Source organism: Ureibacillus endophyticus (genome assembly GCF_024159215.1).
Taxonomy (GTDB): domain Bacteria; phylum Bacillota; class Bacilli; order Bacillales_A; family Planococcaceae; genus Ureibacillus; species Ureibacillus endophyticus.
Genome location: NZ_JAMYWW010000001.1, coordinates 3,388,512 through 3,404,421, shown reverse-complemented (window position 1 = coordinate 3,404,421; position 15,910 = coordinate 3,388,512). Strand labels below are relative to the sequence as shown.

General features: G+C 34.0%; 12 protein-coding genes. 8 read left to right on the top strand and 4 right to left on the bottom strand.

The features are described from left to right. Positions 1-67: 67 nt before the first annotated feature. From NKR20_RS16790 to NKR20_RS16770, 5 genes are all read left to right on the top strand, one after another. Positions 68-1,804 carry a methyl-accepting chemotaxis protein gene (locus NKR20_RS16790; protein WP_245987429.1) on the top strand — a complete coding sequence of 579 codons (1,737 nt, stop codon included), beginning with the start codon at positions 68-70 and terminating at the stop codon, positions 1,802-1,804. A gap of 133 nt (positions 1,805-1,937) precedes the next feature. After that, positions 1,938-3,635: a M3 family oligoendopeptidase gene (locus NKR20_RS16785; protein ID WP_253427734.1), complete on the top strand. Its 1,698-nt coding sequence runs from the start codon at positions 1,938-1,940 to the stop codon at positions 3,633-3,635. A 139-nt stretch (positions 3,636-3,774) separates the two neighbouring features. Further along, complete coding sequence (locus NKR20_RS16780; RefSeq protein ID WP_121213093.1) at positions 3,775-4,854, top strand: AI-2E family transporter; 1,080 nt, start codon at positions 3,775-3,777, stop codon at positions 4,852-4,854. An 85-nt stretch (positions 4,855-4,939) separates the two neighbouring features. Then, positions 4,940-5,398 carry a hypothetical protein gene (locus NKR20_RS16775; protein ID WP_253427732.1) on the top strand — a complete coding sequence of 153 codons (459 nt, stop codon included), beginning with the start codon at positions 4,940-4,942 and terminating at the stop codon, positions 5,396-5,398. A 13-nt stretch (positions 5,399-5,411) separates the two neighbouring features. Then, positions 5,412-5,594 carry a hypothetical protein gene (locus tag NKR20_RS16770; protein WP_253427731.1) on the top strand — a complete coding sequence of 61 codons (183 nt, stop codon included), beginning with the start codon at positions 5,412-5,414 and terminating at the stop codon, positions 5,592-5,594. A 139-nt stretch (positions 5,595-5,733) separates the two neighbouring features. Here NKR20_RS16770 and NKR20_RS16765 read toward each other — a convergent pair whose 3' ends face one another. The 4 genes from NKR20_RS16765 to NKR20_RS16750 all read right to left on the bottom strand — a co-directional run bounded on the left by NKR20_RS16765 (position 5,734) and on the right by NKR20_RS16750 (position 10,981). Next, positions 5,734-7,845, bottom strand: coding sequence for an MMPL family transporter (locus NKR20_RS16765; protein ID WP_253427729.1), 2,112 nt, complete (start codon positions 7,843-7,845; stop codon positions 5,734-5,736). A 75-nt stretch (positions 7,846-7,920) separates the two neighbouring features. Next, positions 7,921-8,937, bottom strand: a complete 1,017-nt coding sequence (locus tag NKR20_RS16760) for an inorganic phosphate transporter (RefSeq protein WP_253427727.1) — start codon at positions 8,935-8,937, stop codon at positions 7,921-7,923. Between the two features lie 19 nt (positions 8,938-8,956). Further along, positions 8,957-9,577: a DUF47 domain-containing protein gene (locus tag NKR20_RS16755; protein WP_121213098.1), complete on the bottom strand. Its 621-nt coding sequence runs from the start codon at positions 9,575-9,577 to the stop codon at positions 8,957-8,959. A gap of 243 nt (positions 9,578-9,820) precedes the next feature. Next, positions 9,821-10,981, bottom strand: a complete 1,161-nt coding sequence (locus NKR20_RS16750) for a class I SAM-dependent methyltransferase (RefSeq protein WP_121213099.1) — start codon at positions 10,979-10,981, stop codon at positions 9,821-9,823. A 254-nt stretch (positions 10,982-11,235) separates the two neighbouring features. Between NKR20_RS16750 and putP the strand changes: the two genes are divergently transcribed. From putP to NKR20_RS16735, 3 genes are all read left to right on the top strand, one after another. Then, positions 11,236-12,723, top strand: coding sequence for a sodium/proline symporter PutP (gene putP / locus NKR20_RS16745; RefSeq protein ID WP_121213100.1), 1,488 nt, complete (start codon positions 11,236-11,238; stop codon positions 12,721-12,723). Between the two features lie 125 nt (positions 12,724-12,848). Then, positions 12,849-14,126, top strand: coding sequence for a GTPase HflX (gene hflX / locus NKR20_RS16740; protein ID WP_121213162.1), 1,278 nt, complete (start codon positions 12,849-12,851; stop codon positions 14,124-14,126). Positions 14,127-14,390: 264 nt separating this feature from the next. Then, complete coding sequence (locus NKR20_RS16735; protein WP_253427725.1) at positions 14,391-15,878, top strand: peptide MFS transporter; 1,488 nt, start codon at positions 14,391-14,393, stop codon at positions 15,876-15,878. The last annotated feature ends 32 nt before the right edge of the window (positions 15,879-15,910 follow it).

Here is a 15,910-nt window from a genome sequence, read left to right as displayed (position 1 = left end):
AGCATTTGTAAACTTACATAAATATGTAATAATAGTGGGAAATAGTATATTAAGAGGGGTGTTATAGTTGAAGCGTTCAATACAGGGGAAGTTATTTGCTTATTCCTTCTTACTATTATTAATCCCAATTTTGATTATTGGGGCGGTAAGTTATTTTAAAGCAAAAAATAGTATGGATGAATTAGGGGAACAAGTAATAAAAAATAGTGTTGAATCTGCCTTACAACTGATTGAATCTGTTAATCGTGAAGTTGAGAATGGTACGCTTGAAATAGAAGAAGCGCAGGAACAAGTGAAAACAGCTTTAATCGGACAGATGAATAGTGAAGGGAAACGTGATTTATCGTATCCAGGGGACTTGGGGGAAAATGGATATATTTATATTTTAGGTGAAGATGGAACACTACTTGGTCATCCAACAAGAGAAGGGGAAAATCTATGGGATGATCAGGATAGCTCTGGAAAATACTTTATTCGTGAAGTAAAGGATAGAGCATTCGAGGGCGGTGGATTTACATATTACGAATTTGAACTACCGGGACAAACGGTTGTAGCACCTAAATTAATCTATTCAAAACTTGATCCAAATTGGAATTGGATTGTTGCGTCAGGTACATATAACAAAGATTTCAATGCACCAGCGAATGATTTATTAACTACAATGATTATTACTATGGTTGTTGCCTTAATAGTTGGAGCGATTGCAACTATTTTATTCTCTAAGCATTTTGCAATTCCACTAATTAAACTTTCAAATAGAGTACGTGAGGTTTCGAAGGGGAACTTGACTGTCGAAATTGAGGAGTTACAAAGAAAAGACGAAGTAGGTTTATTAAACAATGGATTTAATCATATGGTGGAGCAGCTAAAAGATGTCATTTCTGGAGTTGAGTCAACAATTGTAGAAATACAAACGACCTCTGTAAATCTTACAGCTGTGGCAGAAGAAACAACTGCCTATGGTGAAGATATTGTGAAAGCTGTTTCAGAAGTGGCGAAGGGGGCAACACAACAGGCATCTGATGCAGATGAAACAAATCGAACAACAATTGCTTTAGCAAAAGAGATTGAAATGTTACATGAGAAAAACCAATCAATGTTACAATCTTCCAAAATTATGAGAAGTTCAAATGAACAAGGAATAGAAAACTTAACTATTCTTAAATCTCGTTCAAATGAATCGTATGAATTGATTACTAAGGTACAAACGGTAATTGAAAGTTTGATATTAAAAGTTCGAGAAATTGAAGGAATTGTTGGTACGATTAATGAAATTTCAGACCAGACAAATCTTCTTGCATTAAATGCTTCCATTGAGGCGGCTAGAGCAGGTGAGCATGGAAAAGGGTTTGCGGTCGTTGCAGAAGAAGTACGTAAACTAGCTGACCAAACAAGCGAAGCAACAGAACTTGTTCGTAATACATTAAAAGGAATTATAAATGAAACAGACGTTGTAACGTATGAAATGTCGAAAACCTATTCAATCGTTCAAGATCAGAACAAATCTGTAGTAGAAACAGAAAGTTCCTTTAAAGAAATTGAGACAGCTGTAGAAAATATCGTTCAAACGATTGAAGAGGTAACATTGGGTGTTAATTTATTAAATGAATCTAAAAATATTATGACACGTGCAATCGATGGTATTGCTGAAATTAGTGAACATAATGCTGCCGCTGCTGAGGAAGTGACAGCTTCTGTAGAAGAACAACAAAAAGCAATTCAACTTGTGACTCAATCATCAAATGATTTATCCGAGGAATTAGCTGCTCTTCAAGATTCAATTCAACAATTTAAAGTTAGATAATGTAGTTCCAGTTTAAAATTAGAAACCAAAAGCTCAAGAAACGTATTATCTTCTTGAGCTTTTTTCTCTTGTATTCAATTGTCAGAATAGTCATAATGAGGATATAAAGAAGAAAAAGGAAGGTGCGCGGATTATGGTAACGTTTAAAGATTATGAATATAAAAGACCAGACATCAATGAAATGCAACAGCAAATTAGAGCATTAATCAAACAATTTAAAGAGGCTGATTCAGTGGAAGCTCAAAGTCAGCTTATTGAAAAAATAAACGAGTATCGTAATGATTTTTCAACACAATCAAATCTAGTATATATTCGTGCATCGATTGATACAAACGATGAATTTTATCAAAATGAACGAGACTTCTTGGACGAGATAACACCTCAAGTGGAAGAACTTGTTTTCGAATATTATCAAGAACTTGTGAAATCTCCTTTCCGCAAACAATTAGAGGAAAAATGGGGGACTCAGCTTTTTGCATTAGCAGAAAATCAAATTAAGGCATTTTCTCCTGAAATAATTGAACTGATGCAAAAGGAAAATAAATTAGTCTCTGAATATAATAAACTTGTTGCTTCAGCACAAATTGAATTTGATGGTAAAACACTAACACTTGCACAGCTTACTCCATATGGTGAATCTATTGATCGTGAAGTTCGTAAAGAAGCAATGGAAGCTCGTTTCAATTTCTTTAAAGAGAATGAAGAACAATTTGATTCAATTTTTGATCAGTTAGTTCAATTACGTCACAAGATTGCTACGACATTAGGTTACAAAAACTATGTAGAGCTTGGCTATCTCAATATGAACAGAATTGATTATGATGCAGAAATGGTTGCGACATTCCGAGATAAAGTTCAAAAACTTATCGTTCCAGTTGCAACAAAGCTTTATGAACGTCAGGCAAAACGTATTGGTGTTAGTGATTTTAAGTTCTATGATGAAGGTCTAAATTTCTTAACAGGAAACGCAAAACCAAAAGGTGAACCGAATTGGATTGTTGAAAACGGCAAGAAAATGTACGGAGAGTTATCACAAGAAACAGGTGAGTTCTTTAACTTCATGATTGAAAGAGAGTTAATGGATTTAGAAGCGAAGAAAGGAAAAGAAAGTGGAGGCTATTGTACATTCATTGATAATTATGGATCTCCTTTCATTTTCTCAAACTTCAATGGAACTTCAGGAGATATTGATGTATTAACGCATGAAGCAGGGCATGCATTCCAAGTGTATCGTAGTCGTAATATTGGGATTCCAGAATATTTATGGCCAACCTATGAATCTTGTGAAATTCATTCGATGAGTATGGAATTTTTCACATGGCCTTGGATGGAGCTATTCTTTAAAGAGGAAACGGAAAAATATAAATTTGCTCATTTAAGTAGTGCGTTGTTGTTCTTACCATATGGGGTGGCAGTCGATGAATTCCAACATGTTATTTATGAAAATCCAGCTATGACTCCTTCCCAACGTAAGCAAGCATGGAAGCAAATTGAAGAAAAATATTTACCTCATCGTGATTATGGGGGGTATCCATACTTAGAAGCAGGGGGATTCTGGCAACGACAAGGTCATATCTATGCTAGTCCTTTCTATTATATTGACTATACATTAGCTCAAGTATGTGCCTTCCAATTTTGGAAACGCTCGAGAGAAGACTTTGAATCTGCATGGAAAGACTATCTTCACTTGTGTGGATTAGGTGGATCCATGTCCTTTACAAAACTCGTAAAAGAAGCTGGATTAATTTCACCATTTGAAGATGGATGTGTTGAATCGGTAATTGATGAAATCCAAGAATACTTAAATTCGATAGATGATACAAAATTATAAAGTTAAACCTCTCGAAAAATATTTCGAGAGGTTTTTTTAAAGATTTCGACACTTTTTCTAGTATAAATCGTAAATAGTTTTATAATGATTGAATAGGAATTGATTATTTATGGGACAATATGGAAAGGGGTGAAAGAAAATGACAAAAAAGGTTTGGTTCCAAGTTGCTATAGGAATTTTACTCACATTATTAATAGTAAAATATGTGATTGAAATACATGATATTTTTAACCCAATCATTATCATTATTAAGACGATCTTTATTCCATTATTACTTGGTGGAGTATTATACTATATTTCTGAACCATTACAGCGGTTTATGGAGAAAAAGGGTGCACCGCGATGGGCTAGTATATTAACCATTGTGTTGTTATTAGCAGGGATTGTAACAGGCATCCTACTCATGATTGGTAATCCGATAAGTCATCAAGTAAATAACTTAGTAAAAAATGCACCAAATATTAGTGATAAAATAATGGATACTGCAGATATTATTTTGGAAAATAAAGATAAACTACCTCCACAAGTGGAAACGTTTGTGGATACTGTCTCAAACTCTATTCAAGATATTGCAATGACGGGTAGTAAATATATTGTATCTATTGTAAGTGGAACAGTGTCGGCAACGTTTACATTAATATTAGTTCCGTTCTTCTTTATCTACATGTTGAAAGACCATGAAAAATTTGCACCTAACATATATAAATTATTTTCAGGCGAGCGTCGTACATGGGTTAAAGAAACATTATCGGATATTGATGATGTTTTAAGAAATTACGTTCAAGGACAAGTGTTAATTAGTTTAATACTTGCTGCTATGATGTTTATAGGGTATTTAATTATCGATTTAGAGTATGCATTATTGCTTTCGATTTTCGCATTCTTTATGAATATGATTCCTTTCATTGGACCTTGGATATCATTAGCTCCGGCTGTTGTCATAGCGCTTATTCAAGATCCAATCTTAGTAGTATGGGTAGGGGTGATTACTCTCGTTGCACAACAGTTAGAGAGTAATTTAATTACCCCAAATATTATGGGGAAAACATTAGATGTACACCCATTAACAGTTATTACAATTGTATTAGCAGCGGGTAATATCGGTGGGTTTATCGCAATTATTATCGCTATTCCTACTTATGCTGTAATTAAAGCAATTGTAAAAAATATTTATGAAGAGCGTAAGAAAATAAAAGAAGCAGCAACAAAATCCGTTTAATGGACAAGCAGTATACCAAAACAGGTGTACTGTTTTAATTTTTGTTGTAAATTAAAACTAATTGAATCAAAAAGGAGTTCACGTAATGCTTACATTTGAACAAAAACAAGCCATCATCGAATCATTTCCAGAACTAACTAAAAAGGAGATTTCTTTAAAACGATTAAATTATCATTTTGAGGACAGCTTATATGAAAAAACAATCGTTGTAGAAAAGCTCCACCCAAATGGAAACGGATTTGTTTATGTTGGTGATTTACTAAAATATGAAAAGTTAGCGAACGATAAAGGATTAGTCAATATTCGCGATTTTGATAAAATTCAATTAAAAGAAATCATTCGAGATGCTATTGAATATTTATCGGAAGAAGTAGATGTTTTAATTGAGGAAGAATGGATATCAAAAAGTGGAACTGTTTTGAAACTCGTACACGATCAACGTAATTGGGATATCTATTACCAAAATAATTTAGAAGAGACATTTGGAACTCGTGAGGCAGCAGTAGAATATTTAACAGAGGAAGGTTTTACACAAAAAAAATAAGGGGATAGTTGAAATGAATGGAAAAAGAGCAGCACTATATCTCTTAGGGGTAATTCTCTTAGCTTGTATACTTGTGACAATTGCTATTCAAATTTTCTTTGCAACCTATGAACCGAAAAATCAAAGTGAAATGTCCTCCGCTGTACAAGTAAATGATAGTTTCGAACATAGTACATTTTTGACGCTGAAAAAGTGATGTGCAGAAAGGTAAGATTTTCTGCACATTCTTTTCAATACTTATTAGATAAATGTTAATAACTATTGCTCCTAAGGTAGTTGAACCATCCTCGGCGGAAAGGAGGCGTCTCAAAAATTCTTTTCAGACGCCTCCTTTATTAGCGCTTATTTTTAACGAACGGTAACCACCAGTTCCAATCGCCAAGTAGTTTCATTAAACTAGGGACTAGCATTAAGCGGATGATGGTTGCATCAATTGCTACAGCGATGGCGATACCTACCCCAATTTGTTTTACAGGTAGAACATCCGTAAAGGCAAACGCCCCTGTAATAACAATCATTATGAGCGCGGCTGATGTAATGATTTTACTTGTTGATACAAGACCATCCACCGTAGCTTTTGTATTATCAAATCCCTTTTGATACTCTTCTTGAATTCGGGAAATTAAGAATACCTCGTAATCCATACTTAACCCAAAAACTAAACAAAATACAATCACTGGTATGATTAATGCAATGGTACTTTTATCTAATCCTAAATGACCGTACTGGAATAAGTAAACTAAAATTCCAAAAGCAGAACCAAGGCCAATAATATTCATAAGGATTGCTTTAAGCGGTATTAATAGAGAACGGAAAGCAATCATTAAGATAATGAATGTTGTGATAAGGATAATTGTAACAGCAACGTAAATTTTATTTGAGATTTCATCAAAGATTTCTTGATTAAATTTTGGATGACCGGCAAGAGCAAAGTCTACACCAAGGTCTTCATCTTTCCATTTACGAACCCAATCTTGTGCTTCAGAGGATGTGCTTTCTGCATCTAATGTAATGGTTAAAAACATTTGATTTTCTTTTATAAAATTGTCTTTCACTGTATTTAATAACTCGGCAGTTTGAGGATTTTGTTGTGTTAACTGCCACATATCGACTGATTCGACTTGAGCAGTTGTAAAAATATCCTCCACTTTAGTAACAAGCGGGTCATCAAGTAGCTTTTGTTGGATATCATAAATCAGGTTAAGTGCTTCTTCATCTTCCCACCCATCTTTTCTTTCGGCTAGGAGTATGATAGAAGCGTCCTTTCCATAATTAAAGGTTTCTTGCAATTGGTCATATGCTTGTCTTGATTCATAAGAGGTCGGTAGGGAATCTGCAGAAGGAATATTTAATTCCATATCTCTTAAAGGAAGCATTCCGACAACAAGTATAATTAATGAAACAATGATAATTGCAACGGGATGTTTCATGACAAAACCAGCAAAAGTTCTCCAATATGTACTAACAGGTTTTACTCGTAAAATTCGACCTTTATTTAAATGGTCTCCTAAAACAATCAGAAGGGAAGGGAGCAATGTTATTCCGGATAGAACAGCTAAGAAAACGGCAATCGTTCCACCTAATGCAATGTTTTGGAAAATTTCAACTTGAATCACTGCCATTGCACCTAAACCAATCATGACACAAACAGCTGAAAAGATGATGGACCGTCCTGCTGTTTGAATGGAAATTTGTACTGATTCTTCTATTGAAGAATGGGTACGTTCTTCACGATAACGATTAATAAACAATAAGGCAAAATCAATACTTAAGGCTAAGCCCAACATTGGAACAATATTTAAAATAAAAATTGATAAGTCGAATTGGTTACCTAACAAAGTAAGTATACCAAGGGATGTAACAACACTTACTGCACCGATAATAATCGGCAATAAGGATGCAACAATTGTACCAAAGGCGAGGAGTAGTACAATAACTGCGATTGGTAATCCAATTGCTTCAGCACTTGCTAAATCTTTTTGACTCGCAACATTGATATCCTTTGATATGACAGGCTCACCAGTTATAGAAACTCCAAGTTCGCCATCTAATAGTTCTCTTATTTCATCGACTATTAAATTATAATCTTCTACTTCTTTCCCAAAATTTAAAATAGCATAAGAATACTCATCTTTATGTAATTGTGTATTATCAATAGGTGAAGTGATACTATGAATTTCTTTAACTTTCTTTAGATTTTTGAGTATTTCTTCTATCTCGGTATTCGTTTTGTCCTCAAATAAGACGATGATGGACTTTTCTGGAAGCTCAAAGGTTTCTGATAATTCATTCATGACTCTATTATGGTCGCCATCTACTGAAAATCCGTCACCTTCTAATTTTTTTGGTAACTGGATTGCTAAAAAGGCAAATGTTACGAACAAAATTATCCAAATTGTGATAATTAATTTAACATGTTTTGTTATGAATTGAGAGAACGTCTGCACTTCTAAACCGCCTTTCTAAGAATGTTCAACCTATATAAAAATGCTAAACGAAAACATCGTTTAGCATTCATTATACTAGAAAAAGATAGATAAAATGGTGTAAATAATTCCAGCCATTATTGCAGAAATCGGCATTGTAATTAACCAAGTGATAACAATCTTACGAGCAACTCCCCATTTAACCCCTTTTACACGTTGAGCTGATCCTACACCCATAATCGAAGAAGAAATAACATGAGTTGTAGAAACAGGTAGATGGACAAGTGTTGCACCAAAGATGATAGATGCTGAGGCTAAATCAGCTGCCGCTCCGTTAACTGGGCGGATTTTCATAATTTTCCCACCAACAGTTTTAATGATTTTATATCCTCCGATGGAAGTACCAAGACCCATTGCAATGGCACAGGCTAAACGAACCCATGCTTGTACTTCATCTGTAGTTTGTAGTCCAGATGCAATTAACGCCATTGTGATAATTCCCATCGCTTTTTGGGCATCATTTGTACCGTGTGTAAAGGATTGGATGGCAGCGGTAAAGATTTGTAATGTTCTAAAGCCTTTATTTGTTCGATATAAATTTAAATTCTTAAACAAAATCTTAAAGAGGGACATAACGATAAAACCAGCCCCGAATGCGATAAATGGTGATGCGACTAAACCGATTAAAATACTTGTAAAGCCGCTGTAGTTTAAAATATTAAATCCTGCTGCTGCAATAGCTGCACCTGCAATTGACCCGATTAATGTATGGGATGAACTTGATGGAATTCCAAAATACCAAGTTAGTAAATTCCAAGTAATTGCAGATATTAATGCTGCTAAAATAACGACAGATCCTGTAGTATCGTCAGCTGTTGCATTTAAAGAAAAGGGATCTACGATATCTTTAGCAATTGCTTTTGCTACACCAACAAATGTAATCGCTCCGACGAAATTCATAATAGCGGCCATCATGACAGCAACACGCGGTGGTAAAGCACGTGTTGAGACAGACGTAGCGATGGCATTAGCCGTATCATGGAAACCGTTAATAAAGTCGAATCCTAAAGCGAAAATTACAATTAATATTGTAATAATTAATATAGTATCCATTTTTTAAAATCTCCTGATTCTAAGCATTACGCATAATAATTGTTTCTAAAGTGTTGGCTACGTCTTGACATGAATCAGCAATTTCTTCAAGTTGATCGTAAATGTCTCTCATTTTAATTAAACGGATAGGATCTTTTTCATTTAAGAATAATTGTTTAATGGATGAACGAGAGATTTCATCACATTCGCGCTCATAATCTTTAATAAGAATGATGTGTTTACGCATTGCAATTAAATCTTTTTTATTTAAAAGGTCAGTTGCAGATACGATTTCATCAGCACTTTTTGAAATGTAATCTAAGAATTTATTCATCGATTCATCAAGGTCGATAAAAGAGAACATTTCAAAGTGTGCAAAACAGTGTTCTGCCCCATCTAGTACATCGTCCATTTTATTAGCTAAGGCTAAAATATCTTCACGTTCAATTGGTGTCATGAATGATTTGTTTAACATAACGATTAGTTCGTGAATTAATTTATCGCCATCAGTTTCATATTTTTTCATCTTTATACTCAGTTCTTTTAAATCAGCAATTGATTCGATCCGGTAATCTCTAGCAAAATGTACAGCTTCTCTCATGTTTTCTGCAATTTTATGTAGAGATAAGAAAAATGGATCTGGTTTTTTTGAACTAAACATATTGGTATTGCCCCCTGATATACGGATAAATTTATTGTGAAAATAAAACCTAGACAATCATAACAAAATATTTATAAAATCTACACACAAAGTGCATTAGTTTTTACAAAATTTACATTGCTGTAATATTTATTTCGACATTTTTTGCTAAAGGAAATAAAAAAGCAAGTTATTAAAAAGGGTTGACCCTAACTAATATACTTGCCTAATGTATGAAAATTATAAGAGATACTAACTTGCATATTATAGGTAATCTTTTAATTCATTTTGTAAAAATGGTTTAGCTGATAAAAATTGTACAAATGCATCATAATTTTTTCGTTGTTCAATAGAAGGTTGTTTCCCTGTGTAATATGCACGGATTAATATGTTTTTAGGTGTATGTTCAATATCAATAAACTCTAATATTTGCGTATCGTATCCAACTAGCGATAATAGTTCAGCTCGTATTGAATCAGTTGCAAGAGATGCAAATCGCTCTTTTATCAATCCATGTTGCGTCATAACTTCAAGCGCTGGAGAATTTAATTGTCTGTTCAATTCATGTTGGCAACAAGGAACACTTAAAATTACCTTAGCGCCCCATTTCACAGCACGAGCTAATGCCATATCCGTTGCAACGTCACATGCATGTAAAGTAACGACCATGTCTACTGCAGTTTCATCATTATAATCGTTAATATCCCCAACTAGAAATTCTAAATCTTCATATTGCAAATCTTGAGCAATGCGATTACATTCCTCTATGACTTCCTTCTTTAAATCCAAACCAGTTACTTTAATATTTAATCCTTTTTCTATTTTTAAATAATGGTATAGTGCAAAGGTTAGGTAAGACTTACCAGAGCCAAAATCAATAATTCGGATTTGACGATTTTTAGGTAAGTAAGATAAAGAATCATCTATAAATTCTACGAAACGATTGATTTGTCGGAATTTATCGTACTTTTGCTTTTTTACTTTGCCTTCTTCTGTTTGAACGCCAAGACGTATAAGGAATGGATAAGGTGTTGTGTCATCTAATAAATATTGTTTTTTTCGATTATGAGATAAATTTAATTGTTTTGGGGATGTGGATTTCTCTGTTTTCCAAAGTACTTTATTTTTTTTCGATAATTGAATTTGAATCGTCTCATCAATGAATTGAACATGGATTTGTCGGAAGTCTTGTAATATTATTTCAAGTTTATTTGGAAATTCTTGTAATATAATGTTCTCGTGTTTTAAAATGCGCTCATATTGATATTCAATTTGTATATGGTAAACGCCTTTTAATTCAACTGGTTTAAGTTTAATTCGTTTAATATCATTCGATTTTTGTCTAGGTTGACTGACAGTGGCTGATACTAGCTTCTTTGATAGTATTCGGTTTAATAACTCTTCTTTCATGTTAACGTATTCCATAGTAAACCGCCTTTTTCTACTTTTATGCAAATAGTTTATCATACCGAAAAAATATAGTGGTAATAACTTGAGTTATTGAGTTTTTTGACTATTTAGATTAGTATTACTATATAGAAAATAATTTTAGAGAAAATTTTTGAATACTTTGTGACAAAAGTATGATAAATTATAATCAAATGATATGGTGTGCGAAAAATTCTGCTTTAAACACTATATCATCTATTATAGAACGCTTACATCTAGGGGGATGCGAAATGTCAGATTATAGTTTTCAACTTTTAGCGATTGTTATTTATATGCTCGCTATGATAGGGATTGGATGGTTTGCATATAAAAGAACAACAAATTTAAACGACTACATGTTAGGTGGTCGTGATTTAGGACCAGCTGTTACAGCATTAAGTGCTGGGGCTGCAGATATGTCCGGTTGGTTATTAATGGGGCTACCTGGGGCAATTTATGCAGCAGGTTTAGTTGAAGCATGGATTGCAATCGGTTTAACTGTAGGGGCGTGGCTTAACTGGTTGCTCGTTGCACCACGTTTACGTGTATATACTCAAGTTTCTAAAAACTCAATTACAATCCCGAGTTTCTTAGATAACCGCTTAAGAGACAATACAAAATTAATTCGTATTCTATCTGGTATTGTCATTTTAGTATTCTTTACTTTCTATGTATCTTCTGGAATGGTATCTGGCGGTAAGTTCTTCCAAAGTTCATTTGGTTTTGATTATCATACAGGTTTATTATTAGTAGCTGTTGTAACGGTAGGATATACATTATTTGGTGGATTCTTAGCTGTTAGTTATACAGACTTTTTACAAGGTTTAATCATGTTCTTAGCCCTAGTGTTAGTGCCGATTATTGGTATTTTCTTTACTGGTGGTATTGGAGAAACAATTGACTCAATTAAATCTGTGAGCCCAGAGCATTTTAGTTTATTTGCTTCAACAGCAACTGCTGCGGGTGTGATTTCATCTGTTGCTTGGGGACTAGGGTACTTTGGACAACCTCACATTATTGTTCGTTTCATGGCGATTAAATCTGTTAAAGAAACTAAGCAAGCTCGTCGTATTGGTATTGGTTGGATGATTTTAAGTTTAGTTGGTGCAATGGGTACTGCATTAGTTGGTCTTGCTTACTTCCAACAATCCGGTCAAACAATTGACGATCCAGAAACAATCTTTATTGTAATGGGACAAATTCTATTCCATCCGTTTATTGCGGGGATTATGTTAGCAGCCATTTTAGCGGCTATTATGAGTACTATTTCTTCTCAATTAATCGTTACTTCATCTGCATTGATTGAAGATATGTATAAAGCGTTATTTAAGAAAGATGCATCTGATAAACATTATGTATTTGCTGGTCGTATTGCGGTATTAGTGGTAGCTGTAATTGCAGCAATTTTAGGTTGGAACCCAAATAGTTCAATTTTAGATTTAGTTGGTTTTGCATGGGCTGGATTTGGTGCTGCATTTGGACCTACAATTCTACTTGCTTTATATTGGAGAAAGTTAACGAATATCGGAGCGCTAGCTGGTATGTTAGCTGGTGCAGTTGTTGCTTTCGTTTGGGGACAAAGTGATGCATTATCAGGGATGATTTATGAAATTGTTCCAGGTTTCATTATTAACTTAGTAATCACTGTAATCGTAAGTTTAATTACATTCAAACCAAATAAAGAAATTGAAGCAGAATTTAATGAAACATTAAATCTTCTACAATCAGAAAAGAAATAAATAGGATTATAGACTCTTAAAGCATTTTGTTTTAAGGGTCTTTATTTTTATTTGTAAGGATATAATATATGGTACGATATTTTAAATGGACCCTATAAACGAGGGAGGAATTATATTTGAGCAATATGAAAGAAGTCGAAGTAATTACTGAAAGAGCAATTTTAGTAGGAGTAAACCTAGGTAGCGATCCTAACTTTGATTATTCCATGGAAGAATTAGCGAATTTAGCTGAGGCTTTGGAAGTTGAAGTTGTTGGGCAGGTCACGCAAAATTTAGAACGTGTAAATCCTTCCCATTATGTAGGCACAGGGAAAATAGAAGAAATTAAAAACTATATAGATGAAATTGATGCGAATCTCGTTATTTTCAATGATGAATTATCGCCTTCTCAAATTCGAAATTTAGAACATGATTTAGAATGCAAAGTCATTGATCGTACAATGCTAATATTAGATATTTTTGACCGACGTGCTAATACACGTGAGGCTAAGATGCAAGTAGAATTAGCTCAATTACAATACATGTTGCCGCGCTTGGTTGGCTTACATGCTTCTCTTTCTCGTCAAGGCGGTGGCACTGGTGGAGGATTTAGAAACCGTGGTGCTGGGGAAACAAAATTAGAATTAGATCGCCGAAAAATTGAAGATCAAATTGCAAGACTACGAAAAGAGTTAGAGTATGTAAAAGAACAACGGGAGACGCAACGGAAAAGAAGAATTAAAAATGAACTACCTGTTGTGTCTCTTGTTGGTTATACAAATGCAGGGAAATCGACTATTATGAACAGTATCTTACGGAAAATTGGACAAGAAGAAAATAAAAAAGTGTTTGAAAAGAACATGCTTTTTGCAACGTTGGATACTTCAGTTCGAAATATTGAGTTGGCTGATAAAAAAAGCTTCCTACTAACTGATACAGTAGGTTTTGTTAGTAAATTACCCCACCATTTAGTAAAGGCATTCCGTTCCACTCTTGAAGAAGCAAAGAATGCAGATCTTTTACTTCATGTTGTAGATGTATCTAATGAACAATATCGTTTTATGATGGATGTTACGAACAAAACATTGGCAGATATTGAAATTGAAGGGATTCCTACTATATATATCTACAATAAGTCCGACTTAGCAAACGTAAAATATCCATTAGTAAGCGGAGACAATATTTGGTTATCTGCTAAAGAAGATGAGGGATTAGATGAATTAATTGAAATGATTCGTCAGCATATTTTTTCTAATTATGTTACTTGCGATATGCTTATCCCATTTGATAAAGGAGATATCGTCTCGTATTTAAATGGAAATGCATTAGTGAAAGCTACAGAATATGAGGAAAATGGAACGAAGCTTACTGTAGAACTTAAAGATATTGACTATAAAAAATTCGAACAATATGTAATTAAATAATGAAAAATGGTAACGATGAATGATGTCGTTACCTTTTTTTATGGTTCTTAATAATTATTTCAGAATATGCTCAGTTGTTACATGTAATAGCAAAATAAAGTAATTTTAACGAAAATAAAGAAAAAATTAAAATTTCGAACTATTTATTAATATATTGAAAAACCTTTCAAAATACTTTATTGTTGTAAAGTGCAATTGTCAGACAACTGACTTCAGTTGGAATTGTCTGAAAAAATGAAAAATAAAACAGGTAGGGTGTTATATATGCATAGCAAAAGTGAAATAGTTAAATCTGTTCCACAAAAGGGTTTCTTCGGACACCCTAAAGGTTTACTTACATTATTCTTTACAGAATTTTGGGAGCGTTTCTCGTACTATGGAATGCGTGCCATTCTAATCTTCTATATGTACTACGAGTTACATGAAGGTGGTCTTGGTTTAGATCAAGTTACAGCTAACTCGATCATGGCTATTTATGGATCTTTAGTATATATGTCTGGTGTAATTGGTGGATGGTTTGCAGACCGAGTTTTTGGAACAAGAAGAGCCGTATTTTACGGTGGAATATTAATAATGATTGGTCATATCATTTTAGCATTGCCACTAGGATTTACAGGATTGTTATTCTCAATGTTGTTTATCATTGTTGGGACAGGCTTCTTAAAATCAAATGTATCCACAATTGTCGGGGATATGTACGCTGAAAATGATAACCGCCGAGATTCCGGTTTCAGTATTTTCTATATGGGAATCAACATGGGTGCATTTATTGCTCCATTTATCGTCGGAACAATTGGGGAAGAGTATAGTTTCCATCTAGGTTTCGGTGTTGCAGCAATTGGTATGTTAATTGGTTTAATTGTTTATTATGTAACACAGAAAAAGAATTTGGGGTTAGCTGGTATTGAAGTACCGAACCCAATGAATAAAGAAGAGAAAAAGAAAGCGGTTCGTAATTTTGTCGTTGGAATTGTCGCAATTTTATTAATAGGGATAATACTCTACGTAACAGATAATTTAACGATGAAAGTATTTAGTTTGCTTATTACGACACTTGGTGTAGCGATACCGACGATTTTCTTTATTGTTATGTATCGTAGTCCAAAAACAAATAAAGAGGAAAAATCACGTTTACTTGCTTATATTCCATTATTCATTGCAGCGGTAATGTTCTGGGCGATTCAAGAACAGGGAGCAACAATTTTAGCAACATATGCTGATACAAGAACAGATTTATCTGTAGGTAGTTTCGAACTGAAAGCTTCTTGGTTCCAATCATTAAACCCATTATTTATTATTATGTTTGCTCCAGTGTTTGCGTGGATTTGGCTTCGTCTAGGTTCAAAACAGCCATCAACTCCTAAGAAATTTGCGATATCTTTATTCTTTGCAGGAGCTTCATTCTTAGTAATGATTATTCCAGCAAAAATGTCTGGTGGTACGGAGCTTGTAAGTCCATGGTGGTTAGTGCTTTCATTCTTCCTAGTTGTAGTAGGGGAATTGTTATTATCTCCAGTAGGTTTATCTGCAACAACAAAACTGGCACCAGCTGCCTTTGCTGCGCAGACCATGTCTCTATGGTTCTTAACAAGTGCTGCTGCGCAAGCAATTAATGCACAGCTTGTTCGACTATATGAAGCAGTTTCAGAAATTACGTATTTTGGTTCATTGGGTGGCATGTCCATTGTACTAGGAGTTATCTTATTAATAGTAACACCACTTATCTCAAAAGCGATGCGTGGAATAAACTAATTTGTTGTCCGAAATGTGATGATAATCAGCAT

Bases quoted from the DNA above. Each gene is read 5' to 3' on its own strand.
- NKR20_RS16785 (WP_253427734.1), top strand. From the start codon at position 1,938: ATGGTAACGTTTAAAGATTATGAATATAAAAGACCAGACATCAATGAA.
- NKR20_RS16780 (WP_121213093.1), top strand. From the start codon at position 3,775: ATGACAAAAAAGGTTTGGTTCCAAGTTGCTATAGGAATTTTACTCACA.
- NKR20_RS16775 (WP_253427732.1), top strand. From the start codon at position 4,940: ATGCTTACATTTGAACAAAAACAAGCCATCATCGAATCATTTCCAGAA.
- NKR20_RS16770 (WP_253427731.1), top strand. From the start codon at position 5,412: ATGAATGGAAAAAGAGCAGCACTATATCTCTTAGGGGTAATTCTCTTA.
- NKR20_RS16760 (WP_253427727.1), bottom strand. From the start codon at position 8,937: ATGGATACTATATTAATTATTACAATATTAATTGTAATTTTCGCTTTA.
- NKR20_RS16755 (WP_121213098.1), bottom strand. From the start codon at position 9,577: ATGTTTAGTTCAAAAAAACCAGATCCATTTTTCTTATCTCTACATAAA.
- NKR20_RS16750 (WP_121213099.1), bottom strand. From the start codon at position 10,981: ATGGAATACGTTAACATGAAAGAAGAGTTATTAAACCGAATACTATCA.
- putP (WP_121213100.1), top strand. From the start codon at position 11,236: ATGTCAGATTATAGTTTTCAACTTTTAGCGATTGTTATTTATATGCTC.
- hflX (WP_121213162.1), top strand. From the start codon at position 12,849: ATGAAAGAAGTCGAAGTAATTACTGAAAGAGCAATTTTAGTAGGAGTA.
- NKR20_RS16735 (WP_253427725.1), top strand. From the start codon at position 14,391: ATGCATAGCAAAAGTGAAATAGTTAAATCTGTTCCACAAAAGGGTTTC.